This window comes from Arthrobacter sp. H5 (assembly GCF_000520595.1).
In the GTDB taxonomy this organism is placed as follows: Bacteria; Actinomycetota; Actinomycetes; order Actinomycetales; family Micrococcaceae; genus Arthrobacter_D.
On sequence record NZ_KI914978.1, the window covers coordinates 184611 to 210281 of the forward strand.

A 25671-nucleotide genomic window follows, 5' to 3' on the forward strand; every position below is an offset into this window, starting at 1 on the left:
CGCCCGCGTGTCCCGTGGCGGCTTGCCGACTGCCGCCAGCACATCGGCTTCCGGTATGAGACGCTCCATCTCCCCGCGCGCCACCAACCGGTGATGGATGCCCTTGTCCGGGCGCACATCCGAGTACTGCAGATCCACCAGGGCTAGCCGGGGATCATCCCAGTCCATGCCGTCCCGTTGCCGGTAGGCCTGAAGGACCTTGAGCTTGGCCACCCAGTCCAGCTGGCCCGCGGCCTCCATTGGGTCCCGGCGCAGGGTGGCAATGAGCTGTTCCCAGCGAAACAGCACATCGGCAGTCTGTTCGTCGACACCGCCTTGGGCAGCTGCCTGTGCTGCGACTGCCTCGAAGTAGATCTCCTGAAGGTCCAGTGCCGTGATCTGGCGGCCGTCCACCAATCGGACCAGATGGGACAGCGACGGGTCGTGGCTGATTGCCTGAAGCTCCATGACTGGTTCGTGGATTTCCGGGACGGGCGCCAGGTCGTGTTCGATCAGTGACAGCACCAGCGCCGTGATGCCCATCTTCAGGTAATTGGACACCTCGCTGAGGTTGGCGTCCCCGATGATTACGTGCAGGCGTCGATACTTCTCGGCCACGGCGTGCGGCTCATCGCGCGTGTTGATGATAGGTCGACGGACAGTGGTTTCCAGTCCTACTTCGTTCTCGAAGAAATCCGCTCTTTGGCTTAGTTGATAACCTGGGCGCTGGTTCAGCGCACCGATGCCCACACGCCCGGCGCCGCAGATCACTTGCCGGGATACGAAAAAGGGGATGAGCGCCGCTGCCAGCCTGTTGAAGGGTACGCGGCGGGGTACCAGGTAGTTCTCATGCGAGCCGTACGAGACGCTCTTGTTGTCGGTGTTGTTCTTGTAAAGGTTCACTGGGGAGAATCCCGGCGTGCCTGCTATCCGCAGCATCGCCCGGTGTACGACGACGTCGCCCGCGCGGTCCCAGCGAACAGCATCCAGCGGGTTGGTCACCTCAGGGCTCGAATACTCGGGATGGGCATGATCGACGTAGAGGCGCGCCCCGTTGCCCAGTACCAGATTCATCAGGACCGCGGGGTCATCTGCTTCAGCATGAGTTCCCCGGTCAACCATCGCGATCTGTTCCGCGTTCAAGATGGGGGCTTCGTCTGTCAGTTGGCTGGGATCCGCGGCCAGCCTACCCATCTGCCAGCCGCGGGCATCCGATAATGGCGCTTCATCGGTGTAGTCCCAGCGTGTCCCCGGCAGGTTGCCCAGTCCTTCCCGCAGCGTGGCGGCGTAGGCATTGACCACCTGCGTTGAAAGAACAGTGGCGTTGGCACTGGGCAGCCCAGGTGCGATGATCCCGTACTCGGTCTCTGTTCCCATGACCCGGCGGACGGTGAGCCAGCCCGTTCCGCCGGGGTCTGCACCGGCCGGTTCCGTAACGGGTGTGGTCACAGATACTGTCCGGTGTTTGCCGTGGTTTCGATGGTTTTGCCGGGTTCCTGGCCGGCTTTGCCCTGCACAATGGTGCGGATGTAGGTAATGCGCTCACCCTTCTTGCCCGAGATGCGTGCCCAGTCGTCGGGGTTTGTTGTGTTCGGCATGTCCTCATGCTCACGAAACTCGTCCACCACCGCCCGCAGCAGATGCTCGATGCGAAGGCCCTTCTGGCCTGCCAGGAGAAGATCCTTGATTGCGTACTTCTTCGCACGGTCCACAACATTCTGTATCACTGCGCCGGAGTTGAAGTCCTTGAAATACAGCATTTCCGTGTCGCCGTTGGCGTAGGTCACCTCAAGGTACTCATTGGACTTATCGGTCGAGTACATCATTTCCACCGTGCGGCGGATCATCGCCTGCACGGTGGAGCTGACGCTGCCGTTGTGCTCCGCCAAATCATCGGCATGGATCGGAAGGTTCTCCGTAATGTACTTCGCGAAGATCTCCCCGGCCCCCTCCGCGTCCGGCCGGTGGATCTTGATCTTCACATCGAGCCTGCCCGGGCGGAGAATTGCGGGATCGATCATGTCCTCGCGGTTGGAAGCGCCGATGACTATAACGTTTTCAAGCTTTTCCACGCCGTCGATCTCGCTCAGCAGCTGCGGCACGATGGTGGTTTCGACGTCGGAGGAAACTCCGGTTCCCCTGGTGCGGAACAACGAATCCATTTCGTCGAAGAACACCACCACAGGCGAGCCGTCCGACGCCTTCTCCCTGGCCCGGGCGAAGATCAACCGGATATGCCTCTCGGTTTCACCCACATATTTGTCCAGTAGTTCCGGACCCTTGATATTGAGGAAATAGCTCCGGGTTTCGGCTGACCCGGTGCGTTCGATTGCCCTGGCGGCGAGAGAGTTTGCAACGGCTTTTGCGATGAGGGTCTTTCCGCAACCTGGAGGACCGTACAACAGTATTCCTTTGGGAGCTTTCAGCCCGTGCTCCCGGTACAGGTCCGGGTGGAGGAAGGGCAGCTCCACAGCATCCCTGATCTGCTCGATCTGCGGACCCAGTCCGCCGATATCCTCGTACGCGATGTCCGGCACTTCTTCGAGCACCAGATTCTCGACCTCGCTTCGCGGGACCTTCTCCAACGCGTGGCCCGTCTTGTTGTCCACTGCCAACGCGTCGCCCACCCTCAGCCGCTCTGATTGAAGCGGGCCGCTCAGTCGGATGACCCGCTCTTCATCTGCGCGGCCGATCACCAGCACCCGGTCTTTACCGAGAAGTTCCTTGATCGTGACAAGTTCGCCAACCCGCTCAAATGCCAGACCCGCCACTATGGTGAGTGATTCGTTCAGCAGTACTTCCTGTCCGGGCATGAGCTGACGCACATTGATGAGGGGGCTGACCGCTACCCTGAGCTTTCGGCCAGACTGAATGATATCGGCACTGTCCTGGACGGTGGCCTGCGTGGTGCTCCCTGGAACGGCTTCCTGGTGCGTGTTGGCCTGCACCACCGTGCCGAAGCTGAAAGGAGTGGCGCCCTCCTTCTCAAGCGCCGACTTCAGCCGGACAATCTCCGTTCGCGCCGCTTCCAGCGCCGAGACCAGTTTGGAATTGTTCTGAGTAGTGGCCGCCAGCTGCTTGTCAATGTGCCGCAGCTTGTCCCGGAGCACATTGATTTGCCGCTGCGCAACGGCGAGTTGTCCGTCCACTGATGATTGAGGCCGGTCCCCGGTTGGTTGAGGCGTTCCGGACCCGTTGTCTGAAGTCACCAACTTGTATCGCCACCTTCACCGTCGCATGTTGCTTTCTTTTGACCATAGCGCAGTGGGCGGGGGAAAACCTGAAAGTAACTAACAGGTCACTTTCTTACTGGGGACCCGTATCCGGACCCGCGGATTCAATATCGTGCTGCCGTTCCTGCGATTCGCGCCGTGCCTGCGCCTCCTCAACGGGAAGGGACCCCCGCTGAATGGTGGAGCTCGCGTCACGGGCCACCCGCCTCAGCCGCTTGTCCGAGACGGCACGCTCGCCCACCGCCTGCGGAGTCCAGGCGTTCAGGTCTTCTTCGCTGAAACCTGTTTTTGACGGCCGCCGCTTGGTTGTCAGCGCCGTTACCCCGTGGGCAAGCCGACGGGTGGTGAGCAGGAAACCCGTGTGGGCAACCATGCGGTGGTCGGGGCGCACAGCCAACCCTTCCAGGTGCCAGCCCCGCACCATGGATTCCCATGCGTCGGGTTCCGTGAATCGCCCGTCTGCCCGAATGGCTTCAGCCGTCCGGGACAGCTGGGTCACGGTTGCCACGTAGCTTATCCAGACCCCGCCTGCGGCCAGCACTGTTGCCACCGCATCCAGGCACTCCCAGGGTGCAAGCATGTCCAGCACCACCCGATCAACGCTCCCGGGGCTCTCCTGTTCGAGTACCCGTTCCTGGAAGTCACCCAGCGTAATCTTCCAGGCCGGATGTGCGCCGCCAAAGATCGTTTCAACATTGCCCTTGGCAATCTCCGCGAATTCCTCGCGCCGCTCGAAAGAATGCAGGTATCCGCTGTCACCTACGGCGCGCAGCAGGGAGATGGACAGCGCTCCGGAGCCAACGCCGGCCTCCACAACCCGCGAACCCGGGTAGATATCCCCCATAGTGATGATCTGGCCCGCGTCTTTCGGATAGACCACTGCGGCGCCGCGGGGCATGGAGAGCACAAAGTCCGAAAGCAGCGGACGCAGTGCCTGATATTGCTGTCCGGTGGTGTTTTCCACGATGGTGCCTTCGCTGGCATCGATCAGGAGATCATGGGACAGGAAACCTTTATGCGTGTGGAAGGCCCCTCCGGGCGTAAGGGTGATGGTGTTCATCCTGCCCTTCTCATCGGTGAGCTGTACCCGCTCTCCGGGCCTGAGGGTTCCGCGGCGGGCGGAAGCGCCGTGGGGGGAACTGATGTTTGTGCCGTTCTCGGAACTGCTCATGCATTGATCCTTAGCAGGTATTAGGGCGGGCGGTGTGACCCGCACAGTTGTCAGGGTTCAGTTCGCCAGGCCGGGATGCGGCCTGCCGGTGATCGCCGCAACCACCACTGCCTGTTGCAGCAGGCCGGTGACCCGACCCTGCCTGTCGATGACTGCATACTCACTTCCGGCAAGCCGTGCCAGAAACTGCACGAGTTCCTGGCCTTCCGCCCATTCGGGAACGTAAGCGCCGGGTGCCAGCGCCCTTGCCACCGCGTTGGCCGGGGTAGCCTCGGCCTGCGACTCGGGCACCGACAGCAGGGCGCCGGCGTCCACCACCGCCTCCGGTTGACCGGCCGGTCCTGTCAGGACAATCGCCATTCCCGGGTGGTCTCCGAGCAGGCGGCGGGTTTGCCGCACCGTGGTGCCGGCAATGACACTCATGGCCGGCTGTTTGAGGCGCCCAGCGCTGATGGCCGGAAGACGCAGCCTCATCTGCGCATTGCGGATGGCCCCGCTTGCCCCGGCCCAGAGGAACCCTCCCATCACCACGGCGATCAGGACAGTTGTCAGGCTGGGGCTGCCACCATTGATCATCGGCAGGCCAATCACCACCGCCACAAGGGCAACAGCGATGACTCGTCCCGACCAACCGGCGGCCACAGTTCCCTTTTCCTGGCTGCCCGTTGCCCTCCACACCGCAGATTCCACGATACGTCCACCATCCAAGGGCAGTCCGGGCAGCACATTGAAAACCGCCACAAGGAAATTTGCCCAGACAAGAATATTGATCAACAGATCGGCTACCCCGCTGGGTTCGGCAAGCAGCAACAAAACCCAACCACCGAGCGCAAGGACAAAATTGGCGGCCGGTCCGGCAAGCGCAACCAACAGCGACCGCCCCGGACTTGCATTGAAGTTCTCGAATTGGGTGTGCCCGCCCCACAGGTTGAGGACAATCCGGGCGGTGGGCCAGCCAAATATCCGGGCGGAGAGCGCGTGTGCAAGCTCATGAACCAGCACCGATGCCGCGAGCAGCAGCGCGTAGGCCAGGGCCACGCCGTAGGCACCTATGCCGATGTCAGGGAACCTGGCCGCTACCTGCGGGCCAAAGACAAACACCACAAAGGCGGCGATAATAAACCACGACCAAGCGAGAACCACGGGGATTCCTGAGATGCGCCCCAGCGGAATGCCCTCGCGGCGATCCGCGCCATGCTGCGCCGGACGGCTCATGGGGTGGCTCCCTGCGTCAGCCGGGCAACCAGATCGTCGAGGTCCGCGACTGTCCGTCCTTCAAGCGTGGTCCACACATGACGTCCCGGGTCTGCCGGAATTGGGATGAAGTGGGGTACCGCAATGGTGACAACGCCGGATGCCTGTGCTGCTGTGACACCGGGAAGGGAGTCTTCGATCGCAACCACGCGGTCCTTCTGCAGTCTCCTCCCGACCGACAGCCGGTCGAATGCCATCTGGTAGGACTCGGGATCCGGTTTGCCGCGGGCCACCATGTCTCCGGTGACCAGGAATTCAAACGTGCCATCCGGCAGTTGGCCGGCAACTTCCCGTGCAAGCAGTTGCTCCGACATCGTCACCATGGCGCATGGCACACCGCACGCGTTCAGAGCCAGCAGCAGTTCCCGCGCACCCGGACGCCACGGCACTTCCACCCGGACCCTTTCCGTGACCTCGCCGATGAGGTGATCGATGATCTGGCGGACGCTCAGCGCAACGCCAGCCGCCTGCAGAACGCCGGCCGAGAACTCCAGGGACTGGCCAACGAGGGCCGATGCCTCCTCAGTGGACCAGATTCCACCGTGATGGGCCACCAGTTCCTTTTCCGCAGCAATCCAGTACGGCTCAGTATCGACAAGGGTGCCGTCCATGTCCCAGAGCACCGCCTGCAGACTGTCCGGCGCGGACCGGTGCCCGGATTCCGCCGAAGCCATTGAGGGCGCGGTGGTACGCGGAGAGTGATTAGCCATGGGTCAAGTCTAATGGGCGCTCCTGCAGCGGTGGGGCGGCTTAGCTCTGCGCGAAGCCGCCCCGCAATGACTGACATGGGGCTCTGCAGAGGTTTAGGGTGATGTGGTGAGTACCTTTGATGAAAGCCACCCGCAGGGAGTTCGCGGTCTTTTCACCGACAGTGACAGGCCAGACCAGCGGGTCACCGTTATGCTGGCTGCCTTTGAGGGCTGGAATGACGCGGGCGAAGCGGCAAGCGATGCCCTGAAGCTCCTGGGCAAGCATTGGGACAGCAAGAAGGTTTCAACAATCGACGCCGACGAGTTCTACGACTTCCAGTTCACCCGCCCAGTAATTGAGCGGAATACTTCGGGGCAGCGCCGGATAAAATGGCCCACCACGCGGATCAGCAAAGCGTCGGTGCCCGGTTCCAACCTTGACCTCATCCTGGTGCATGGAGTGGAACCGTCCTACAAGTGGCGGGCCTACACAGCCGAGCTTGTGGCTACCGCGAAGGAGTTGGAGGTGGACTGCGTGGTGCTGGTTGGTGCCCTGCTCGCGGACGTGCCCCACACCCGTCCCATTCCTGTCACGATTTCCTCTGACGACGACCTTGTCCGCACTGGTCTGAACGTCGAGACTTCAACGTACGAAGGGCCAATCGGGATTGTGGGAGTCCTTGCTGAACTTGGGCAGTTGGCGGACATTCCAACAATGTCCGTCTGGGCCGCCGTGCCGCACTATGTTGGCCAGTCGCCCTCCCCCAAGGCACAGCTCGCGTTGCTGAACAAGATCGAGGAGCTTTTGCAGGTGTCGGTGGACACACACGCGCTGGGCGAAGAATCCGAAGCATGGGAGCGCGGAGTGGACGAGCTCTCAACCGAAGACCCCGAAGTTGCGGCATACGTCCGCCAGTTGGAAGAGGCGAAGGACACAGCCGACCTTCCTGAGGCAACGGGCGAATCCATCGCCCGCGAGTTCGAGCGCTATCTCAAGAAGAGGCGCAAGGACTAATCCTTTAACCGGACGCCCAACAGGGCATCCAGTGCGTCCGTCGCCAGCCGCGCGCCGTCGTCGTCCCCTGCCATGTGCTCCACCGCACCGCACCAGCGGTCGACGGCGGCCAGAGCGCCGGGAGCGTCAAGATCGTTGGCGAGGGCGCCCCTGATGTCGGAGATGAGAGATTCCACCGACGGGACGGTCGCCGAATCGAGTGCCGCACGCCAGGCGTCCAACCTGGCTTCGGCGTCCGTCAACACGCTTGCTGTCCACGACCAGTCGCGACGATAGTGGTTGGCAAGCAGCGCAAGACGGATGGCAGCGGGATCTGTCCCGGACTCCCGGAGGGTGGAGACCAGCACGAGGTTTCCCTTGGATTTGCTCATCTTTTTGCCATCGAGACCAACCATGCCCGCGTGCACATAGTGCCGTGCCAGTGGAATGCCGGCTACGGCCTGTGCATGCGCCGCACTCATCTCATGATGGGGGTAAACGAGGTCCGCTCCCCCGGCCTGGACGGTCATCGGCATGGACAGGTACTTTTGCGCAATCACCGAACACTCAATGTGCCACCCGGGGCGTCCCCGCCCAAGGGAGCCGCCCTCCCAATCGGGTTCACCGGCGCGCGCGATCCTCCAGACGAGCGGATCGAGGCTGTTCCGCTTGCCCGGCCGTTCGGGGTCGCCGCCGCGCTCGGCAAACAGCGGCAGCATCTGCTCCTCCGTGAGGTGCGAAATGCTGCCTGAAGTCCAGGCATCTTCGCCCCTCCTGCGGGCGGCATCGAGGGAGAAGTAGATGTCGCCCTCCGGCTCTCCGCCGGTCCCCGCCACGCGATACGCTGCCCCGCGCTCGATGAACGACTCAATCACCGGAACAATCCACCCAATTGACTCAACAGCACCCACGTAGTGATCCGGTGGGAGTACGTTGAGAGCCTCCATATCTTTTCGAAAGAGAGCCGTCTGCGACTCCGCGAGATCCCGCCAGTCGACTCCCGTTTCGGTGGCGCGTATCAGCAGGGGATCGTCGATATCCGTCACGTTCTGTACGTAGGAAACAGCTGCGCCGGCATCACGCCAAATGCGATTGAGCAGGTCGAATGCCACGTAGGTGGCAGCGTGGCCCAGATGCGTCGCGTCGTAGGGAGTGATCCCGCACACGTACAGGCCCGGCTGGGAAGTGAAAGGGACTTCGACGACACGACCCGCGGCCGTGTCGTGCAGATAAGTGCTGCGGGAAGTGGCGGAAAGACGCGGGACAGGGCGGGAGTTCCAAGCAATCACTGTTCTACCTTACGGTCTTGCCGCGCCCCACAAGACCGTAAGGTCGAACCGCGTCAGGCAGGACTACGATCACGCGCTGATGACGTTGAAACCCAGCAGAACGTAGAGTACAAGGCCCAGCAGGATTCGATACCAGACAAACAATCCGTAGCTGCGGGTGGAGACGAACTTCAGGAACCAGCCGATAATGACGTATCCCACCACCATGGCGATGACGGTGGCCAGGAGAGTTTCAAGGGGCCCGTAAGGTCCGGGGGAACCCGCACTCTTTAATAACTGATAGAGCCCGCTGCCAAACACAGCCGGAATGGCAAGCAGGAAAGAATAGCGGGCCGCGGCCTCTCTGGTGTATCCCATCAGGAGACCGGCGGTGATGGTGCCGCCGGAACGGGATACCCCCGGAATGAGGGCGAGAGCCTGCGCCAATCCATAGAGGATGCCGTGCCGGTAGGTCAGACGGTCCAGTGTGAGCTTCTGCCGACCGACCGCATCGGCCACCGCCAGCAGCAGCCCGAACACGACCAACATGGTTGCGACCAGCCACAGGCTCCGGAAGGTGCTCTCGATCTGTTCCTGGAACAGCAAGCCAAGGATAACGATCGGGACTGTGCCGATGATGACCAGCCATCCCATTCGGGCATCGGGGTCGTTGCGGGCAACCCTGCCGGTCAAGGACCCAAACCACGACTTGACGATTCTCACGATGTCACGCCAGAAGTACACGATGACGGCGGTCTCTGTGCCGAGCTGGGTGATCGCGGTGAATGCGGCTCCGGGATCCTGCGCATTGGGGAGAATCTCGCCGACCACCCGCAGATGCGCACTCGATGATATTGGCAGAAACTCTGTCAGACCCTGGACAAGGCCCAGGATGGCCGCTTCGATCCAATTCACACTTACGACCCTAAGGCACCGTCCCGCTCGAAGGCCTTAGGCTTACCTTATGCAGTGGCGAAACGTTGGGGACAGCGGACAACAGGTTTCCGCTCTCGGTCTTGGCACCATGGCTTGGGGGATGGACGTTGAAGATGAATCCGCGCGGGAGCAGCTCCGGATGTTCATCGAAGCGGGTGGGAACCTGCTGTGTACTGCACCCCGGTATTCCGATGGACAAGCCGAAGCGATGCTCGGCGCCCTCCTTGGTGACGCCGTGGCACGCTCCGAGGTTGTTCTGGCAGTGCAGGGAGGGAGCACACGGCACTGGGGCGGACGCAGGCTTGATGTCTCGCGCAAGGGCCTGCTCGACTCTCTCGATGCGTCCCTGTCGAGACTCGGGACTGAGAGCGTGGACTTCTGGCTGGCGCCGTCAACCGGCGGCGATGTTCCCATTGAGGAGACCCTGGGAGCTCTGGAGACCGCTCACCGCACCGGCCGTGCACGCTACGTTGGTGTGGCCAACAACACGGGGTGGGAACTGGCCCGTGCATGCGCCACAGCAGGATTCCCTGTCACAGCCCACGAATCCGAGTATTCGCTGCTGAACCGAACAGCGGAGCGCGAAGCCATCCCGGCGGCCAAAGCGCTGGGCGTTGGAATTTTCGCCTGGGGCCCGCTGGGCCGCGGTGTCCTTACCGGCAAGTACCGGAGCCAGACACCAGCGGATTCCCGGGCGGCTTCCGATGTCTGGGCGCCTTACGTTGAGCCGTATCTCTCGGGTCGCCCCGTGCGGGTAACCGAAGCCGTCTGCACGGCGGCCAAGGGACTTGAGCTTCCACCACAGGACGTGGCGCTGAGATGGTTAATCCATCGCCCGGTCGTGGCCGCAGCCGTGGTGGGGGTACGCACCAGTCATCAGCTCAAGGAGCTGCTGGATTCCTCCGACAACCCTCTGCCGGCACAAATCGCCGAAGTACTCGATGAAGTATCTGCGCCAGGCTAAGGACACTCAGCGAAACTGGTTTTCCCTAACGCCTTCCGCCTCGTACCTCCGCCGCGTCTTCGTCTTCGTCGTCGGAATCCTCATAGATGACTAATGGTGTGACTTCGCCATGCGCGTCGTAGAGCGCTTCTTCGTATGCCTCAAACGAATCGGCGATCGAAAGGTAGGCGGATTCCACAGCAGGATCGTCTTCGCCCCGCCGTGACGCGGCCGCAGCCAAATGCTCCTCAAGCGCGGAAACGAGCGACTGCAGCGCGACACGCGGATCTATGCTCATGAGTTAGACGTTATCGGTAAAGTGGAAGGAATTGGAGGGATATGCGAGAACAATTTCTGAACGCCACCGTCACACGAAAGCGGGATTACGGCCGCCAGTACGAGTATCTGGTACTCACGGTCAACGCTGGTGAACCACTGCCGGCGGCGCGCCAGCTCATCACCGAACACGCCGAGTACGGCAAGTGGGAACTTGAGCGAAGTTGTATCTACATCGGTGGGAATCGACGCTTCTGGCTGCGCCGGAAAGTGCTTCGGGTGGAGCGCACCGCCTGAAACGAGTCGGCACTCAGTCCGTTTCCGGGACCGGCCCAAGCCAGGCCGTCGCGACGGTGCGCCGGGCGGAATTCTCGCTTGAGGGATGAAACCGCCCGGCAAGCGCGTCGCGGTACAGACGGCTGATTTCGCTGCTGTTGAAGTATCCCCCACCGCCGGACACCTGAAGAGCTGCATCTGCCGTCTCCCTGGCCACCCGGGTGGCCTGCACCTTGAGTCCAACCAGCTTGGCGAACCAACGGCCCCCGTGGTCCACCTCCTGGTCAAGATCGAGGCAAACTGTCCTGAGCCGGGCATCGAGTGAATCAACCGCCATCGCGGACTCCGCGACGTGCGTGCGGATGTCCGGATCCAAGTGCGCCGGGGTGCCGTTCATTCCCAGCCTTCGTCGATTCGCCGCTTCAACCGCCAACTCCAGTGAGCGGTCGGCAATTCCTGCGTAGACAGCTGAGACAAGCGTTTCGAAGACCGCAAAAACGGCAAACACCATTGGGTCCCGGTTGGGCCCCACCGGCAGATGGCGGAATATCCGTTCAGGCGGGACGACGACGCCGGCAAGCCGGGTGGTGTTCGACTGGCTGGCCCGCATGCCAAGAGTGTCCCAATCCTCTACGACCTCGACGCCGGCGCTGCCCCGCGTCACAAACCCGTGGACAAGTTCCCCGCCATCAGGTCCCTGGTACTTGCCAAAGACTCCCAGCCGGGTCCACACGGGCGAAAGACTGGTGAAAATCTTGGTTCCGGTGAACGTGTAACCTCCACCCGGGTTTCGCACCGCCGAGGTGTTCGAATCGAACAGCACGGTGTCATTGCCGGGTTCGGAAAGACCAAAGGCGTAGATCTCTCCGGCGGCAGCCTCCCGAAGCACGTAGCTGAGTGAATCGTCACCCTGCCGGTGCAGGAGGTGGGCAATGCCTGCCCACACCAGATGCATGTTAATCGCCAGCGCGGTGGCCGGAGCAGCCGTTGCCAGCCTCCGCTGGCAACGGGCAACCGCTTCGATGCCCAGCCCACTGCCGCCGTCGTCCGTGGACGTGAACAGGCCGAGATAACCGAGTTCAACGAGCTCCGCGAGGTCCTCATGAAAGAAGGAATTGTTGGCGTCGTAGTCGGCTGCGCGCTTCCTGAAGCGGGCCAGTAGCGAGCCGGTCAGATCATCGGGATTCATGGTTAATAGGTGGTCAGCAACCGCGTGAGCACGCGTGAACCGAACTTCAAGGACTCGGTGGGCACACGCTCATCCACGCCATGGAACATGCCGGTGAAGTCCAGGTCATCCGGCAACTGGAGTGGGGCAAAGCCGTAACCGGTGATCCCGAGACGGCTCAACGACTTATTGTCGGTCCCCCCGGACAGCGTGTATGGGAGCACCTTGGCCCCGGGATCCTCACTGTGCAGGGCATCGATCATTGAATCGACCAGATTTCCGGCAAACGGCACCTCAAGCGAGACATCCTTGTGCTCATAGCTGACATCCACTCCGTCGCCGGCGATTTCCTTGATGGTGGCCAGCACCTGCTCCTCCTGCCCCGGAAGGGTTCGGACGTCCACCAATGCTTCGGCACTTCCGGGGATGACGTTGTGCTTGTACCCGCTCTTGAGCATCGTGGGGTTGGAGGTGTTCTGCAGGGTTGCCCCGACAAAGCGTGCCACCGTACCGAGCTCGGCGAGCAGGGTATCCGGATTATCCGGGTTGAATTCAACGCCGGTAAGTTCAGTCACACCATCAAGAAACTGCCGGGTGGTGGGCGTCAGCTCGATCGGCCACTGGTATTCCCCCACGCGCGTCACCGCCCGCGCAAGCCTGGTGACCGCGTTGTCGGTGTTAATCTGGGAGCCGTGACCCGCCCGGCCGTGTGCGACCAGGCGCAGCCAGGAGATGCCCTTCTCCGCCGTCTGCAGCAGGTAGGTCCGCTGGCCTCCGATGGTGGTGGAGAATCCGCCCACTTCCGAGATGGCCTCGGTTGCGCCGTCGAACAGTTCCGGCTTGTTGTCCACCAGCCAGGATGCTCCGTAGGTTCCGCCGGCTTCCTCGTCCGCGAAGAACGCAAAGATGAGATCCCTCTTCGGCTTGATGCCGTCGCGCTGCAGATGACGCAGGACCGAAAGGATCATGGCATCCATGTCCTTCATATCAACCGCGCCGCGGCCCCACACCAGGCCGTCCCGCTCCTCCCCGCTGAACGGGTCCACGGACCAATCCTCTTTTTGGGCGGGCACCACATCGAGGTGGCCGTGGACAACGAGCGCCGGCAGCGCCGGATCGGAGCCGGCCATGCGGGCAATCACCGAGGCCCGCCCGGAAACGGATTCAAACAGTTGGGTCGCAAGTCCGGCCTCTTCGATCAGACCTGCAGTGTATTCGGCCGCAGCCCGCTCTCCGGGCCCCTCGTTATTGCCAAAGTTTGACGTGTCGATGCGGATAAGCTCCTGGCAGATCCGTACTACTTCGTCTTCGGGTGTGATGCCCATGCTTCATACCTCCATGTGGTGGATGGCTTCGGACCAAGCCTACCCACAGTAAGGACAGCCGGGACCTCGGGTGGTTAGGCTGGGTGGATGGCGACAGTTATCCTCGTGCGGCACGGCCGCACCACAGCGAATGCGACCGGGCTGCTGGCAGGGCGGGCCGTGGGCGTCAGCCTTGACCAGACCGGGCGCGACCAAGCGGCCATGGCCGGTGACCGGCTCGCAGCCGTGCCCCTGGTCGGGGTGGTGTCGAGCCCCCTCGAACGTTGTCAGCAGACCGCCCAGCTCATCCTCGATCGCCAGGCCGGCACCCCGCTCGCGCCGGTCGATATCAATCTCGACTCTTGTCTTACGGAGTGCGATTACGGCCAGTGGCAGGGCCGCACGCTCAGTGACCTCGCGACCGAAGAATTGTGGTCGGTTGTGCAGTCGCAACCGTCCGCCGTCATCTTTCCCGGTGGCGAATCCATGGCCGGGATGCAGGCTAGGTCGGTGGCAGCGATTCGACGCCACGATGCAGCCTTTGAAGCCGAGCACGGGCCGGGGTCCGTGTGGGTGGCGGTGAGTCACGGTGACATCATCAAGTCGATCCTCGCCGATGCGCTCGGCATGCACCTTGACTTGTTCCAGCGCATCAATGTGAGCCCCGCCTCGGTATCGATCGTGCGCTACGGCATGAGTCGGCCGAGTGTCTTCGCTACCAACACCGACGCCGGGGATCTGTCGTGGTTATCCAACAGCGTCCACTCTGGCGATGCGCCGGTGGGTGGTGGTGCAGGGCAACAGGCGCCACGAACCGCATGCGCCTAAAATACTCATATGCCTACAAATGTTCACGAATTTACCTGGCCTGATCGGATCGTCGTTGGCACCATTGGCGATCCGGGGGAACGCACGTTCTACCTGCAGGTGCGCGCGGGGACGCGGATTGTGAGTATTGCCCTCGAGAAGCAGCAGTCGGCTCAGCTCGCCGAAAAGATCGACGAGATTCTCGACCAGCTCATCACCCTTGAGGGCAATCCCTTCAGCATTCCGACGAGTACTCCCATTGAACTTGTCGACAATGACCAGCTCGATCCCGTTCAGGAGCAGTTCCGAACCGGCGCCATGAGCCTGGGGTGGGACCCAACGACGGTTCAGGTCGTCATCGAGGCCTACCCGATCAGCGATATCGATGCTAATAACGACGGTGGTGACAATGACGAATCCCATGATGAAGATGCGGTTGTCGCGCCCGAAATGCTGCTGGTGAGAATGCCCGTCGGCACCGCCCGCGCATTCTCCAAGCGCACCCGGGAGATTGTAGGCGCCGGGCGCCCGACGTGCCCGCTCTGCGGTTACCCCGTTGACGCTGAAGGGCACATCTGTACCCTTCCCGAGGCCTGATGCCAGCGCCCGGCCTTGTGACCTCCGAGCTGACGCTCACCGGTCGCATCACAACGGCTTCAAACGCCACATTTCTCGGTAGCATCGACGGAGCGTTAGTCGTCTACAAGCCGATAGCGGGGGAACATCCGCTGTGGGATTTCCCGGGTGGCACCCTGGCCCACCGGGAGGTGGCCGCCTACCTGGTTTCTCAGGCCTTCGGCTGGAATGTGGTGCCGCACACCTGGCTGCGCGACGGTCCGATGGGTAGGGGAATGGTGCAGCTCTGGCAGGAGCAGGACTTCGCCCAGAACGCTGTAGACCTGGTCGCGACCGACGACGTGCCCGAGACCGGCTGGAAACACGTTTTCGAGGGGCGGGACGAGAACGAACGGAGGGTCACCCTCATTCACGAAGACTCGCTATCGCTACGACGCATGGCCGTGTTCGACGTGATCGTCAACAACGCCGACCGCAAAGGCGACCACATTCTTGCGATGGGCGACGGACGCCGGCACGGCGTGGACCATGGGCTGACCTTTCACAGTGAACATAAGCTGCGCACGGTGCTGTGGGGGTGGCTCGGCGACGAGATGACCGCCGACGAACTCGACGGCCTCGACCGTGTCAGCGCAGGACTGCGTGGCGAGCTGGGGCGCAACCTGGCTGGCCTGCTCAGCGCCGAAGAAATTGCTTCGCTGGGTGCACGCTGCACCCGGTTGCGCTTTGCTGAGCGGTTTCCGGCTCCGAGCGGTGAGATGCCGGCGGTCCCCTGGCCGCTGTTCTAGAGGGATTGCGGCCACTGGCTCCGCAGGTTGTGTCACGCTGGTCGCATGGATCTTGAGGTGTCATCGGAGCTCATCATTCCTGAGCGCGAACTCGGCTGGCGATTCTCCAAGTCGTCAGGGCCGGGCGGGCAACACGTAAATACCTCCGACAGCCGCGTCGAGCTGTCCTGGAATGTCGCCGGTTCGACCGTGCTCTCCGATGACCAGCGGATGCTGCTGCTCACCCGACTTGGTCGCCGCCTCATCGCCGGAACGATAACCGTCGCGGCCTCCGAGCAGCGTTCCCAGCTGCGCAATCGCGAAACGGCGTTGCGTAAGCTTGCGGACCTGGTGACCGCGGGACTGTCCTCCGACGCACAGCAGCGTCGCGCGACCAAACCCACGCGCGGCTCCGCCCGGCGGCACCTCGCCGCCAAGCAGCAACGCTCCGCCACGAAACGCAACCGGCAGCGTCCATCGGAGGAGTAGCACCTCAGTTGCTAGAGCGCTTCAGGAAATCCTCCGGGCCGTCCCCTGGCGGTTGAGGGCACAAAAAAACCCCGGCGAACCGGGGTTTTTATTGTGCGCGGAGGGGGACTTGAACCCCCACCCTCAATAAGAGGACTAGCACCTCAAGCTAGCGCGTCTGCCATTCCGCCACCCGCGCGGGTGGTGCTTTCAGAGGAGTAAAACCTCGAAAAGCAGCGAAAAAAACTCTAACACGACCCAAGCCCAACAGTTTAATCGTCAGTCGCCTCGGGGAAGGCGGTCCGCGATCGCGCGGATACCAGTATAGGTCTCCTCGAAGGACGTCGACAACGGCGAAAGACCCAGGCGCAAGCCGTTGGGGTTCCGGTAGTCGGGGATAATCCCCTCAGCCCAGAGACCGGGGAGCAGACCGGCGAATGCAGGGTGGTCAATGGTGATGTGACTGCCCCGCAGGTCCGGGTCACGCGGCGAAGCGATGACGACGCCGGCCTCCCCCATCAGCGACTCCACCGCGTCCACGGCAAAAGCGGTCAATGCCATCGATTTGCGGCGGACAGCGTCGAGCCCAACCTCAGCCAGCAGTCCCAGCATGTCCTGCACCGCGAGCATGCCCACTATGGGCGGCGTTCCCGATACGATCCGCCGGATCCCTTCCGCGGGCTCGTAGGCCGCACCCATGGCAAACGGGTTGGCGCTGCCCAGCCACCCGTGGATCGGTTGCTCAAAGCCGGCCAGGTGCCGCTCCGCAACGTACGCCCAGGCCGGGGCTCCCGGCCCGCCGTTGAGGTATTTATAGCTGCAGCCCACCGCGTAGTCCACATCCCAGTCGTCCAACTCCACTGGAACCGAACCAACCGAGTGACTCAGGTCCCACAGTGCCAGCGCACCGGATTGGTGGACCACCTCGGTGATTCGCTGGACATCTGCAATATGGGCGGACCGGTACGCCACATGGCTCAGCACCACGAGCGCGGTATCCGGCCCCACTGCAGCCGCGACCCCGGCAGCTGTGGCCCCGCCGTCGTAGGCCACATCTATCCACCGCAGCCGCAATCCACGGTCGCGGGCAATGCCCTCCATGATGAAGCGGTCGGTGGGGAAATTGTCCCGGTCCAGCACTATTTCGGTGCGGCCCGGACGGGCTTCCAGTGCAGCCCTGCCCAGCTTGTACAGCAACACGCTGGTGGAGTCAGCGATGATGCACTGCCCTGGAGCAGCGCCGAGTGCAACGCGCCCCAACGTGTCACCGACCTGGCCGGGCAGCTCCAGCCAGCCGTCATCCCAGCCGCGGATCAGCTTCCCCGCCCATTCCTCCCTGACGAAGGTGGTCAGCCGCTCCATTGTTGCCGTCAGCGGCCGTCCGAGGGAATTTCCATCGAGGTAGGCAGGTATCGCTGGGTTGTCGTGACCTTCAAAGCGCTGCCGATAGCCTGCCAGCGGGTCGGTGGCATCAAGGTGGCGTGCGCGCAGCAGCCAGGGATCGTCGTCGTTCATTGCTCCATTCTAGGGTGGCGCCAGCAGCAAAAAGGTGCCGCCTCCCGCTGCTGGACGGGAGGCGGCACCTGGTGGCAACCGGAGGCGGACCTACCGGTTGGACGCGCTGGTGTACGCCTGCTGGATGGACGAACCGAAGTACGGCCCGTACATGACGTTCTTCTGCGAGGTGTAACCAAAGCTGTTGACGGAGTTCTGGGTTCCACCCGAACCTGATCCAACAAACCATGGGCCGCCGGAGGATCCACCGGTCATGTCGCACGGGATTCCCTGCGACTGGGTGCCACCGAGATTGTCCCTGGATGCGGTGCCGTAGCAGCTCTTCAGCGACTCCCCATTGAACGGCGACGCTGCCGGATACCCATAGGCCTTGTAGGTGAGGTTGCGTGCCATGTTGAAGCCGATGTTGGAGGCACCCACGGTTGCGGCAAGTGTGCGCCCGTTGAGCGGCGCGACCACCGCGAACGCGCCGTCGTAACTGATGTCGTTGCGTGAGACCCATTCGCTCGTGGAGTGGAGCGACGTGGCGGACCACATCCCGTACGGGGAATTACCATTTTGGTAGCCCGGGACGAAGACGAATTTGGTGGCCCATCCTGCGCTCAGGTCATGCGTGCAGTGTCCAGCCGTTGCAACGGTGTTCTGGTTGTTGCTGCCCACCGAGTTTGCCGAGCATACGTAGTTCTGGCCGCCAAGGGTGAAGAAGACCTTGCCGATATGGGAGACGGGCGCTTCGCTCGCTGCGCGGAGAGAGGGCTTGTTCTGCGGCGCTTTGACAACTTTTTCAGCTCCGCCCTTGGGCATAATCGTGCGGCCTTGGTCCGCCCAGCCCTGCGAATTGATCGAATTGGCGGGCTTCGCGTTCTTCATCCGCTCGGGTGTCCAGTACGCCTCCAGCGATGCCTGGGACTCGACCTGGGCATGCGACACCGTGGATCCCGCAGCCGGTGCGTCAGGTGCTGCCTGTGCGGCGCCGCCGGTCATGAGCGCGGATGCCAGCAGCGTGGATGCTGCGAAGACGGCTGCCTTCAAACCTTTTGAGTTCACGAAACTCCTCATTCCATTCAGTAAAGGAAACGCCAGTGGTAACTGACTTCATGGAGTGTGCACTGTTTGCGGGCTGGTTCACAGTGAAAACGGCCAATTCGCCGAAAACAGTCTGAAAATAGCCTGGACCTATGGACAAGCTGAAGGCGCTATGGAATTATTTCCGTTTTCCAGCATTTCGAGGCGGCCGGTGAAGCAGGTACGACGACGACGCGGGTCCCAGGCAATCACGTCGGTACCGCGCCAACTGTCCCCGCTGCGGTGTTCGGAGACGGCAAGCGAGATCCTGCCCGGCAGTGGAACAGGAGAAACAAAGTCAATAGACCAGCGCAGCCCTTCCACGCCCCGTCCGGCAACCTCCGCGACCATCCGGGATGCGAGGTACATCCCGTGTGCTATGGGTTGCTTCAGTCCGAGAGCCCTCGCGGGCAGGGTGCCCAGGTGAATGGGATTGTAATCGCCTGACACTCCAGCGTAGCGGCGGCCGGTGTCCGCTGATAAATTCCAAACCGCGGTCGGATGGGGCGGATTGAAGCCCGGTTTTTCATTCGATGCCGGTTGAACTGGATTCTCCCCCAGCCGCACGCCCCTGGCCAAATAGGTGGAGCGCCCAATCCAGGCTGGCGTTCCGACTGATGCCACGCTTGTCAGCAGGTCGACTTGGGTACCGGCCCGGTGGGGGCGCAGATTTTCAGCCCAGGCACTGATCTCCAACGGTTGTCCGGCCGGGATGGCACAAAGATGATCCACCTCGTTTCCCACGTGAACCATTCCGAGCAGCGGCAGGGGGAAGTCCGTCCGCGCCATAATGCTCATAGCCAGGGGAAAGGCCACAGTGTGCACAAATCCGGAGGGTAGGTTGTCCACGGACGGAGGCTGGCCCAGCATACGCTGGAAGTCACCCAGGGCGGTGTCTGCCGGCTTCACTCCCGCGGCGCTGAGTACCGTGTCCGGCAGCTCTGCCGCCTGGCGTCTTCGCCCGAGCCTCGAACGGGCACCACGTACCAGGGCCTGACCGTACACGGCGGGCAGCGATGGCATCCGGCCGGCCTGCAAGGCCATCAGGCACCCACCAGGCTTTGTCCGCAGACGCGTAGTACCTGGCCGTTGATTCCGCCAGCCGCATCGGTGGCGAGGAACGCAATGGTTTCCGCCACGTCGACGGGCAGTCCGCCCTGCTGCAGACTGCTCAGGCGCCGCGCCACCTCGCGCGTCCCGAACGGAATTCTCGCCGTCATCTCGGTTTCGATGAATCCAGGTGCGACGGCGTTGATGGTGCGGTTCCCGCCGTCCAGGACACGGGCCGTACATTCCACCATGCCGATGACACCGGCCTTGGAAGCCGCGTAGTTGCTTTGCCCCCTGTTGCCTGCGATCCCGCTGGTGGAGGCCAGGCATACTATTTTTCCGATATCGGAGAAGACAGTGGATTCCAGCAATTCGGCGTTGATTGCCAATTGTGCAGCAAGGTTGACGGCAATGACCTGGTTCCACTTTGCCTCGTCCATATTGGCGAGCAGCTTGTCCCGGGTAATGCCCGCATTGTGCACAAGAATGTCCAGTTGGCCATGGCGGTCACGTACGTGGTCGATAATCCGCTGCGCCGCTTCGGGCCGCGTGATGTCGAGCTGCAGCGCGGTGGCACCGGTCTGGTTGGCGACCTTCATCAACTGCTCGCCGGCGGCGGGTACATCCACCACGACGATCTGCGCGCCGTCCCTCCTGAGGACGGAAGCGATTTCCGCGCCGATCCCGCGGGCCGCACCGGTAACAACTGCAATTTTGCCTGCCAGGGGCTTTGCCACAACTGCCGGAAGCTCTCCCCGGTCCGATGTCACGGAAATGAATTGTCCATTGACAAAAGCGCTCCTGCCGGACAGGAGAAAGCGCAGGGCCCCCACCGCACTCGTGGTATCAATACCAACACCGTCGCCAAGGACGATTCCGTTGGCGGTCGCACCCCCGCGCAGCTCGCGCGCGATCGACCGTACCGCCCCATCCACCGCACGTCTGGCGGCAGCTTCAGCAGGATCCACTGTGCCCGCCACCGTTCTGGACACACTGACAACCCTGGCACCTCGAGCGAGCTGGCGGATGGACTGACCAAGTTCCAGCATGACCGCCGAGAGCGCATCGGGATGAGTGACCGAGTCCAGGACCGCGATGACAGCGCCGATCCTCTCCTTCGGCTGTGCATGGCGCCGAACGTCCTGGTTCCATCCCAGCAGCACCTCGGCTACTGTGTCGGCTCCGGCGCCGTTTCCCAGCACCAGCACTGGGCCGGGTATCAGCGGCGCGCCGGACTGGTAGCGGCGTAGGGGCACTGGGAGAGGCAATCCCAGCGCCTTGGCGACTCTGCCGGCGGGCACTGAATTGACAAGCTGAAGGTAGGAGTCCGACATGGCTACCGCGCCTCCAGGATGGCAACGACGCCCTGTCCGCCTGCTGCGCACACCGAGATCAGGCCGCGGCCTGAGCCCTTTTCCGCCAGTGTTTTTGCAAGTGATGCGACAATCCGGCCACCTGTGGCCGCGAAGGGATGGCCGGCGGCAAGTGATGAGCCGTTGACATTGAGCCTGTTGCGGTCAACGCTTCCCAGCGCACCGTCCAGGCCAAGCTGGCTTCGGCAGAAATCCTCGTCCTCCCAGGCTGCGAGGGCGCTGAGGACAGTCCCGGCAAACGCTTCATGGATCTCAAAGAAATCGAAATCAGCAAACGTCAGGTTGTTGCGCTGAAGCAGGCGGGGCATCGCGTAAACCGGCGCCATGAGCAACCCTTCCGCCCCGTGGACAAAGTCGACAGCTGCCGCTTCTGCATCGACCACGTTCGCCAGCATGGGCAGATTGTGGGAGCGGGCGTACTCCTCAGACCCGAGCAGCACGGTTGACGCGCCATCAGTGAGCGGCGTGGAGTTACCGGCGGTCATGGTTGGTTCGGCCGTGAGGTTCTTGCCAAAGACCGGCTTCAGCGAGCCCAGTTTCTCCAGCGATGTATCCGCCCTGAGGTTGGCGTCACGCGTCAGGCCGCGGTGGGGAGTGATGAGATCGGAGAAGAAATCCCGCTCGTAGGCTGCAGCCAGATTATGGTGGCTGGCCAGCGCGAGTTCGTCCTGGGATGTGCGGCTGATGTTCCAGCGGGCGGTGGTGATGGCCTGATGTTCTCCCATCGACAGCCCCGTGCGCGGCTCTGCGGTGTTGGGCGCGTCGGGTGCAAGATCCGCTGGCCTCAGCCTGCTGATTGCGACAAGTTTCTGTCTGGTGGTCTTGGCGCGGGAGAGGTCCAGCAGCACGCGCCGCAGTCCCTCGCTGACCGCAATGGGTGCGTCGGACGCGGAGTCGACTCCGCCCGCGATCCCCGATTCGATCTGCCCGAGCTTAATCTTGTTAGCCAGCCCAACGACGGTTTCGAGGCCGGTGGCGCATGCCTGCTGCAGGTCATAGACCGGTGTATCCGGCGCGAGGGCCGATCCCAGCACCGCTTCACGGGTCAGGTTGAAATCGCGGGAATGTTTCAGGACGGCGCCGGCAGCAACCTGTCCCACCCGTTCCCCCTGCAGGCCGAATCGTGCCACCAAACCGTCGATCGCCGCCGTCAGCATGTCCTTGTTGGAGGAGTATGCATAAGCTCCCCCCGACCGTGCGAACGGGATTCTGTTGCCCCCAATGACCACTGCGCTGCGGATGGGACTGCCGGGCTGCGCGGCTCGCGTGCCTTCTGCCTGTTCGGACATGCGGAGATGCTCCTGCTCTGTGGGGATAATTACCGATACCAAGCGTACCTGATACGCTCGGTATCGTGAACGAAACCGCACGAACCAATTCCGCAGCCGCGTCCGACGGACGCTCAAGCCGCTGGGCAGCGCACCGCGCCACCCGTCGTCGTGCGTTGATCAAAGCCGCCCGGCGCGCCGTCCACAGGCTCGGCCACGGCGCATCCATGGAGGACATCGCGATGGCCGCGGAAACCTCGAAGTCCGTGTATTACAGGTACTTCGGCGACAAGGCAGGGCTTCAGCAGGCCATGGGTGAGGTGGTGATCGGCCAGATGCAGGCACATCTGCTGGATGCCGCCCGACAGGCAGCCACACCGAGGGACGGCCTCCGGGCTATGGTATCCGCATACCTGCAGATGGCTGAGACGTCACCCAACGTGTACACGTTCGTCACCAGGATCGGTCCGGCGGACGCACTGACCACCGCGGAGGATCCCTCGTCCGAGACGCTCACGCACTTCTTCGACGCAATCTCCGCCATGCTGGCCAGGCCCATGCAGCGGTACCTTTCCTCGGCCGGTGAAGCATCGCGGATCGCGCCGCCGTCGCTGCAATTCTGGCCGCGGGCCGCAATCGGGATGGTCCGCGCGGCCGGCGAGCTGTGGTTGGCTACCCCACCCGGGCCTTACCGGCCCACCGAAGAACAAATGACTGACCAGCTGACCGGCTGGCTGTGTGAGGGAATCACACCCCAGGTATCGCCGGCAGCAGCCGGCCAACCCGCTGAGCACACCGCTCAGCGAACTATTCCGGATCCGAAGGACAACCAATGACCCAGACCTCCATGACCCCTCCGGAACTCGAAGTTCCGGCAACAATGACCATTGCGGACAATGATCAGGCAGTGGTGAATGTTGCCGCCCTTGGCGAGCAGCTCCTGGGCCGCTGGGCGGCCACGAGGAGGACAGCCCGCGAGCTGGCCGGCCGGCCGGAAGTACACCGGATTGAGGGACTCTCCCCAGCCGAGCACCGGGTACGGTGCTTTGACCAGCTCCATTACCTGGTGGAGCATCAGGCCGTCCACCGGGCATTTCCCGCTGCACTCGGAGGATCGGACGACCATGGCGGCAACATCGCCGGGTTCGAGGAACTTGTGGTCGCTGATCCGTCGCTGCAGATCAAGGCGGGCGTGCAGTGGGGCCTATTTGGGGCAGCCGTGCTGCACCTGGGCACGGCAGAGCATCACCAGGCCTGGCTGCCGGGAATCATGAACATGGAAATACCCGGCTGTTTTGCGATGACTGAAACCGGCCATGGGTCCGACGTCGCCAGCATCGCCACAACCGCTGTCTTCGACCCGCACACCCAGGAATTCGTCATCCACACACCGTTCCGTGCAGCCTGGAAGGATTACATCGGCAACGCGGCAGTCGATGGCAGGGCCGCCGTGGTGTTCGCGCAACTGATCACCCAGGGCGTCAATCACGGTGTGCACGCCTTCTATGTGGAACTGCGGGAGCGCTCCGGCGACTTCCTCCCGGGCATCGGCGGTGAGGACAACGGACTCAAGGGCGGACTGAACGGCATCGACAACGGCCGGCTGCACTTCACACAGGTACGCATTCCGCGCACCAATCTGCTCAACCGTTACGGAAACGTGGACGACGACGGCACTTACACTTCCACGATCGCCTCACCCGGGCGGAGGTTCTTCACGATGCTCGGGACCCTGGTCCAGGGACGCGTGTCCCTCGACGGCGCAGCGGTGGCGGTGAGCAAACTCGCACTCAAGACAGCGGTTCAGTACGCAACCGAACGCCGGCAGTTCAACGCTGCCTCAGACCTCACGGAGGAAGTGCTGATGGATTACCAGCGGCACCAGCGCCGCCTCCTGCCACTCGTCGCCGCGACCTATGCGACATCCTTCGCCCATGAAGAACTGCTCGAGAAGCTCAACGGCGTCTTCTCCGGCGAACATGACTCCGATGAAGACCGGCAGGACCTTGAAACCCTCGCGGCCGCGCTGAAGCCCCTCTCCACCTGGCACGCCCTCAACACCCTTCAGGAATGCCGCGAAGCCTGCGGCGGGGCAGGATTCCTGACCGAAAACCGGTTTACCTCGCTGCGGGCGGATCTGGATATCTACACGACGTTTGAGGGCGATAACAACGTCCTGCTTCAACTTGTGGCCAAGCGGCTGCTCGCGGACTTCGCCAATGAGTTCCGCGGCGTGGACTTTGGCGTGCTTGCCCGTTACGTGGTCACGCAGGCCGCGGAAAGAACCATTCACCGGACCGGGCTTCGCCGGGTGCTGCAATCCGTGGTCGACACAGGTTCCGAGAAGAAATCAGCGATAGCGCTGCGGGATGAGAATACCCAGCATGAGCTATTGTGCGGACGTGTTGAATCCATGGTCAGTGAACTGGCGGGTGAACTGCGCGGTGCCCGCAGGATGCCCCAGGCGAAGGCGGCCGCACTGTTCAACGAACACCAGAATGAGTTGATTGATACGGCGCGGGCGCACGCTGAACTTCTGCAGTGGGAAGCGTTCACCGCGGCGCTCAAGCAGACCGGGGATCCGGGCACCAAGCAGGTACTTACCTGGCTGCGGGACCTGTTCGGGTTGACCCTGATCGAGAACAACCTCGCCTGGTATTTGATGCACGGCAGGCTGTCTGCACAGCGCGCACGCACACTTGGCCCGTACATTAATCGTTTGCTCGCCAAGCTGCGCCCGCACTCTGTCGATCTGGTGGACGCTTTCGGGTATGGTCCCGAGCACATCCGGATGGCGATTGGAACGGGCGCGGAGAAGGAGCGCCAGGATGAGGCAATGGCGTATGCACGACGCCAGCGCGCCAGCGGCGATTCACCTATCGACGAGAAGACGCTTATTGCCCGTCGTGAGAAGGCTGACGCCTCCTGAAGTGAATCACCGGGTCTCCACGAACGCCCCAGCGGGTGTTTGGACGACCACCGGGGTGTTTACAGCAGCGGGCGTCCTGTCGAGGGCCGGGAACCAACCCGCATGTTCCGCCGACCGCCTGGCTGGTCTCGGCGCACCACCCTAGTTTCCGTCGTCATCATCCCTTTCCTCGTCGACCGGCGTAATTACCCTGCCTTCGGTTAGAGCAGGATCTCCCTCGGACTGCTCGGCGGGATCCTCGGCGTCTGATGCGTTGTCCTGCGGATTCTCGGTCATTTTTCAAGCTCCTTGATTGGCGGTGGCCTGCTGGGGGTGGTGAGTCAGCCTACTGCTCCGAAAGGGCACAGTCCATATCGCAGATC

At 62.7% G+C, this 25671-nt stretch carries 25 protein-coding genes and 1 tRNA gene; 9 read left to right on the plus strand and 17 right to left on the minus strand.

Annotated features, from left to right (window positions below):
* The 5 genes from dop to Y708_RS0102660 form a co-directional block, all read right to left on the minus strand.
* Positions 1-1356: depupylase/deamidase Dop (dop, locus tag Y708_RS22420; protein ID WP_035775019.1), on the minus strand; the 1356-nt coding region annotated here is incomplete at its 3' end.
* A 68-nt stretch (positions 1357-1424) separates the two neighbouring features.
* Positions 1425-3128: a proteasome ATPase gene (arc, locus tag Y708_RS0102645; RefSeq protein WP_155853638.1), complete on the minus strand. Its 1704-nt coding sequence runs from the start codon at positions 3126-3128 to the stop codon at positions 1425-1427.
* Between the two features lie 157 nt (positions 3129-3285).
* Complete coding sequence (locus Y708_RS22425; protein ID WP_051478486.1) at positions 3286-4383, minus strand: tRNA (adenine-N1)-methyltransferase; 1098 nt, start codon at positions 4381-4383, stop codon at positions 3286-3288.
* Between the two features lie 57 nt (positions 4384-4440).
* A complete protein-coding gene (locus Y708_RS0102655; protein ID WP_028278723.1) occupies positions 4441-5598 on the minus strand; it encodes a site-2 protease family protein in 1158 nt (385 codons plus the stop codon).
* Entirely contained in the window at positions 5595-6347 is a 753-nt protein-coding gene (locus tag Y708_RS0102660) for an HAD family hydrolase (RefSeq protein ID WP_028278724.1), read from the minus strand. Before Y708_RS0102660 ends, Y708_RS0102655 begins: the two co-directional genes overlap by 4 nt.
* 106 nt (positions 6348-6453) lie before the next feature.
* On the opposite strand from Y708_RS0102660, the gene Y708_RS0102665 reads away from it, so the two are divergent.
* Complete coding sequence (locus Y708_RS0102665; RefSeq protein WP_028278725.1) at positions 6454-7341, plus strand: proteasome assembly chaperone family protein; 888 nt, start codon at positions 6454-6456, stop codon at positions 7339-7341.
* Here the strand turns inward: Y708_RS0102665 and mshC are convergent.
* Together mshC and Y708_RS0102675 are read right to left on the minus strand one after the other, a co-directional pair.
* Complete coding sequence (gene mshC, locus Y708_RS0102670; protein WP_028278726.1) at positions 7338-8609, minus strand: cysteine--1-D-myo-inosityl 2-amino-2-deoxy-alpha-D-glucopyranoside ligase; 1272 nt, start codon at positions 8607-8609, stop codon at positions 7338-7340. The two genes, Y708_RS0102665 and mshC, sit on opposite strands and share 4 nt — an antisense overlap.
* A gap of 69 nt (positions 8610-8678) precedes the next feature.
* Positions 8679-9503: an undecaprenyl-diphosphate phosphatase gene (locus Y708_RS0102675; protein ID WP_028278727.1), complete on the minus strand. Its 825-nt coding sequence runs from the start codon at positions 9501-9503 to the stop codon at positions 8679-8681.
* 49 nt (positions 9504-9552) lie between these two features.
* Here Y708_RS0102675 and Y708_RS0102680 point away from each other — a divergent pair, with 49 nt between their 5' ends.
* Positions 9553-10488, plus strand: coding sequence for an aldo/keto reductase (locus Y708_RS0102680; RefSeq protein WP_028278728.1), 936 nt, complete (start codon positions 9553-9555; stop codon positions 10486-10488).
* 25 nt (positions 10489-10513) lie between these two features.
* On the opposite strand, the gene Y708_RS0102685 is transcribed toward Y708_RS0102680, so the two are convergent.
* On the minus strand, positions 10514-10765 hold the full coding sequence (locus Y708_RS0102685) for a hypothetical protein (protein WP_028278729.1): 252 nt from the start codon (positions 10763-10765) through the stop codon (positions 10514-10516).
* A 41-nt stretch (positions 10766-10806) separates the two neighbouring features.
* Here Y708_RS0102685 and Y708_RS0102690 point away from each other — a divergent pair, with 41 nt between their 5' ends.
* Positions 10807-11040, plus strand: a complete 234-nt coding sequence (locus Y708_RS0102690) for a DUF5703 family protein (RefSeq protein ID WP_028278730.1) — start codon at positions 10807-10809, stop codon at positions 11038-11040.
* A gap of 13 nt (positions 11041-11053) precedes the next feature.
* Here the strand turns inward: Y708_RS0102690 and Y708_RS0102695 are convergent, their stop codons facing one another.
* On the minus strand, positions 11054-12208 hold the full coding sequence (locus Y708_RS0102695; RefSeq protein ID WP_028278731.1) for an acyl-CoA dehydrogenase family protein: 1155 nt from the start codon (positions 12206-12208) through the stop codon (positions 11054-11056).
* A gap of 2 nt (positions 12209-12210) precedes the next feature.
* The gene (locus Y708_RS0102700; protein WP_028278732.1) at positions 12211-13512 is read right to left on the minus strand and encodes a M20/M25/M40 family metallo-hydrolase; all 1302 of its coding nucleotides are present in this window, start codon (positions 13510-13512) and stop codon (positions 12211-12213) included.
* 87 nt (positions 13513-13599) lie between these two features.
* Here Y708_RS0102700 and Y708_RS0102705 point away from each other — a divergent pair, with 87 nt between their 5' ends.
* From Y708_RS0102705 to arfB, 4 genes are read left to right on the plus strand one after another with little or no spacing between them, the layout of a single operon-like run.
* Positions 13600-14319, plus strand: coding sequence for a histidine phosphatase family protein (locus tag Y708_RS0102705; RefSeq protein WP_028278733.1), 720 nt, complete (start codon positions 13600-13602; stop codon positions 14317-14319).
* Between the two features lie 9 nt (positions 14320-14328).
* Entirely contained in the window at positions 14329-14895 is a 567-nt protein-coding gene (locus tag Y708_RS0102710) for a DUF3090 domain-containing protein (RefSeq protein WP_028278734.1), read from the plus strand.
* Positions 14895-15662, plus strand: coding sequence for an SCO1664 family protein (locus Y708_RS0102715; protein ID WP_028278735.1), 768 nt, complete (start codon positions 14895-14897; stop codon positions 15660-15662). Before Y708_RS0102710 ends, Y708_RS0102715 begins: the two co-directional genes overlap by 1 nt.
* Before the next feature lie 45 nt (positions 15663-15707).
* Positions 15708-16130 carry an alternative ribosome rescue aminoacyl-tRNA hydrolase ArfB gene (arfB, locus tag Y708_RS0102720; RefSeq protein ID WP_028278736.1) on the plus strand — a complete coding sequence of 141 codons (423 nt, stop codon included), beginning with the start codon at positions 15708-15710 and terminating at the stop codon, positions 16128-16130.
* 94 nt (positions 16131-16224) lie between these two features.
* Here arfB and Y708_RS0102725 read toward each other — a convergent pair.
* The 6 genes from Y708_RS0102725 to Y708_RS0102755 all read right to left on the minus strand — a co-directional run bounded on the left by Y708_RS0102725 (position 16225) and on the right by Y708_RS0102755 (position 22401).
* Positions 16225-16308, minus strand: a tRNA-Leu gene (locus Y708_RS0102725).
* An 80-nt stretch (positions 16309-16388) separates the two neighbouring features.
* Positions 16389-17624 carry a kynureninase gene (locus Y708_RS0102730; protein WP_028278737.1) on the minus strand — a complete coding sequence of 412 codons (1236 nt, stop codon included), beginning with the start codon at positions 17622-17624 and terminating at the stop codon, positions 16389-16391.
* A gap of 90 nt (positions 17625-17714) precedes the next feature.
* Positions 17715-18671 (minus strand): trypsin-like serine peptidase, encoded by a 957-nt coding sequence (locus tag Y708_RS0102735; RefSeq protein ID WP_155853639.1) that lies wholly within the window; start codon positions 18669-18671, stop codon positions 17715-17717.
* 129 nt (positions 18672-18800) lie between these two features.
* Positions 18801-19733: a MaoC/PaaZ C-terminal domain-containing protein gene (locus Y708_RS22430; RefSeq protein ID WP_051478489.1), complete on the minus strand. Its 933-nt coding sequence runs from the start codon at positions 19731-19733 to the stop codon at positions 18801-18803.
* Positions 19733-21073, minus strand: a complete 1341-nt coding sequence (locus Y708_RS0102750) for a 3-oxoacyl-ACP reductase (RefSeq protein WP_028278739.1) — start codon at positions 21071-21073, stop codon at positions 19733-19735. Before Y708_RS0102750 ends, Y708_RS22430 begins: the two co-directional genes overlap by 1 nt.
* A 2-nt stretch (positions 21074-21075) precedes the next feature.
* Positions 21076-22401, minus strand: a complete 1326-nt coding sequence (locus Y708_RS0102755; protein ID WP_028278740.1) for an acetyl-CoA C-acetyltransferase — start codon at positions 22399-22401, stop codon at positions 21076-21078.
* A 65-nt stretch (positions 22402-22466) separates the two neighbouring features.
* Here Y708_RS0102755 and Y708_RS22435 point away from each other — a divergent pair, with 65 nt between their 5' ends.
* Positions 22467-23216, plus strand: a complete 750-nt coding sequence (locus Y708_RS22435; RefSeq protein ID WP_173401495.1) for a TetR/AcrR family transcriptional regulator — start codon at positions 22467-22469, stop codon at positions 23214-23216.
* A gap of 44 nt (positions 23217-23260) precedes the next feature.
* Positions 23261-25309: an acyl-CoA dehydrogenase family protein gene (locus Y708_RS0102765; RefSeq protein ID WP_253905667.1), complete on the plus strand. Its 2049-nt coding sequence runs from the start codon at positions 23261-23263 to the stop codon at positions 25307-25309.
* 141 nt (positions 25310-25450) lie between these two features.
* Here the strand turns inward: Y708_RS0102765 and Y708_RS31395 are convergent, their stop codons facing one another.
* The gene (locus tag Y708_RS31395; protein WP_275451097.1) at positions 25451-25585 is read right to left on the minus strand and encodes a hypothetical protein; all 135 of its coding nucleotides are present in this window, start codon (positions 25583-25585) and stop codon (positions 25451-25453) included.
* Positions 25586-25671: the final 86 nt, after the last annotated feature.

Coding starts and splice junctions, on each gene's coding strand:
- arfB (WP_028278736.1), top strand. CDS start 15,708: ATGGATCTTGAGGTGTCATCGGAGCTCATCATTCCTGAGCGCGAACTC.
- Y708_RS0102655 (WP_028278723.1), bottom strand. CDS start 5,598: ATGAGCCGTCCGGCGCAGCATGGCGCGGATCGCCGCGAGGGCATTCCG.
- Y708_RS0102680 (WP_028278728.1), top strand. CDS start 9,553: ATGCAGTGGCGAAACGTTGGGGACAGCGGACAACAGGTTTCCGCTCTC.
- Y708_RS0102750 (WP_028278739.1), bottom strand. CDS start 21,073: ATGTCGGACTCCTACCTTCAGCTTGTCAATTCAGTGCCCGCCGGCAGA.
- Y708_RS0102730 (WP_028278737.1), bottom strand. CDS start 17,624: ATGAACGACGACGATCCCTGGCTGCTGCGCGCACGCCACCTTGATGCC.
- Y708_RS0102695 (WP_028278731.1), bottom strand. CDS start 12,208: ATGAATCCCGATGATCTGACCGGCTCGCTACTGGCCCGCTTCAGGAAG.
- Y708_RS0102685 (WP_028278729.1), bottom strand. CDS start 10,765: ATGAGCATAGATCCGCGTGTCGCGCTGCAGTCGCTCGTTTCCGCGCTT.
- Y708_RS0102710 (WP_028278734.1), top strand. CDS start 14,329: ATGCCTACAAATGTTCACGAATTTACCTGGCCTGATCGGATCGTCGTT.
- Y708_RS0102755 (WP_028278740.1), bottom strand. CDS start 22,401: ATGTCCGAACAGGCAGAAGGCACGCGAGCCGCGCAGCCCGGCAGTCCC.
- Y708_RS22425 (WP_051478486.1), bottom strand. CDS start 4,383: ATGAGCAGTTCCGAGAACGGCACAAACATCAGTTCCCCCCACGGCGCT.
- Y708_RS0102660 (WP_028278724.1), bottom strand. CDS start 6,347: ATGGCTAATCACTCTCCGCGTACCACCGCGCCCTCAATGGCTTCGGCG.
- Y708_RS0102765 (WP_253905667.1), top strand. CDS start 23,261: ATGACCATTGCGGACAATGATCAGGCAGTGGTGAATGTTGCCGCCCTT.
- Y708_RS22430 (WP_051478489.1), bottom strand. CDS start 19,733: ATGGCCTTGCAGGCCGGCCGGATGCCATCGCTGCCCGCCGTGTACGGT.
- Y708_RS0102705 (WP_028278733.1), top strand. CDS start 13,600: ATGGCGACAGTTATCCTCGTGCGGCACGGCCGCACCACAGCGAATGCG.
- Y708_RS0102700 (WP_028278732.1), bottom strand. CDS start 13,512: ATGGGCATCACACCCGAAGACGAAGTAGTACGGATCTGCCAGGAGCTT.
- Y708_RS0102690 (WP_028278730.1), top strand. CDS start 10,807: ATGCGAGAACAATTTCTGAACGCCACCGTCACACGAAAGCGGGATTAC.
- Y708_RS31395 (WP_275451097.1), bottom strand. CDS start 25,585: ATGACCGAGAATCCGCAGGACAACGCATCAGACGCCGAGGATCCCGCC.
- Y708_RS0102715 (WP_028278735.1), top strand. CDS start 14,895: ATGCCAGCGCCCGGCCTTGTGACCTCCGAGCTGACGCTCACCGGTCGC.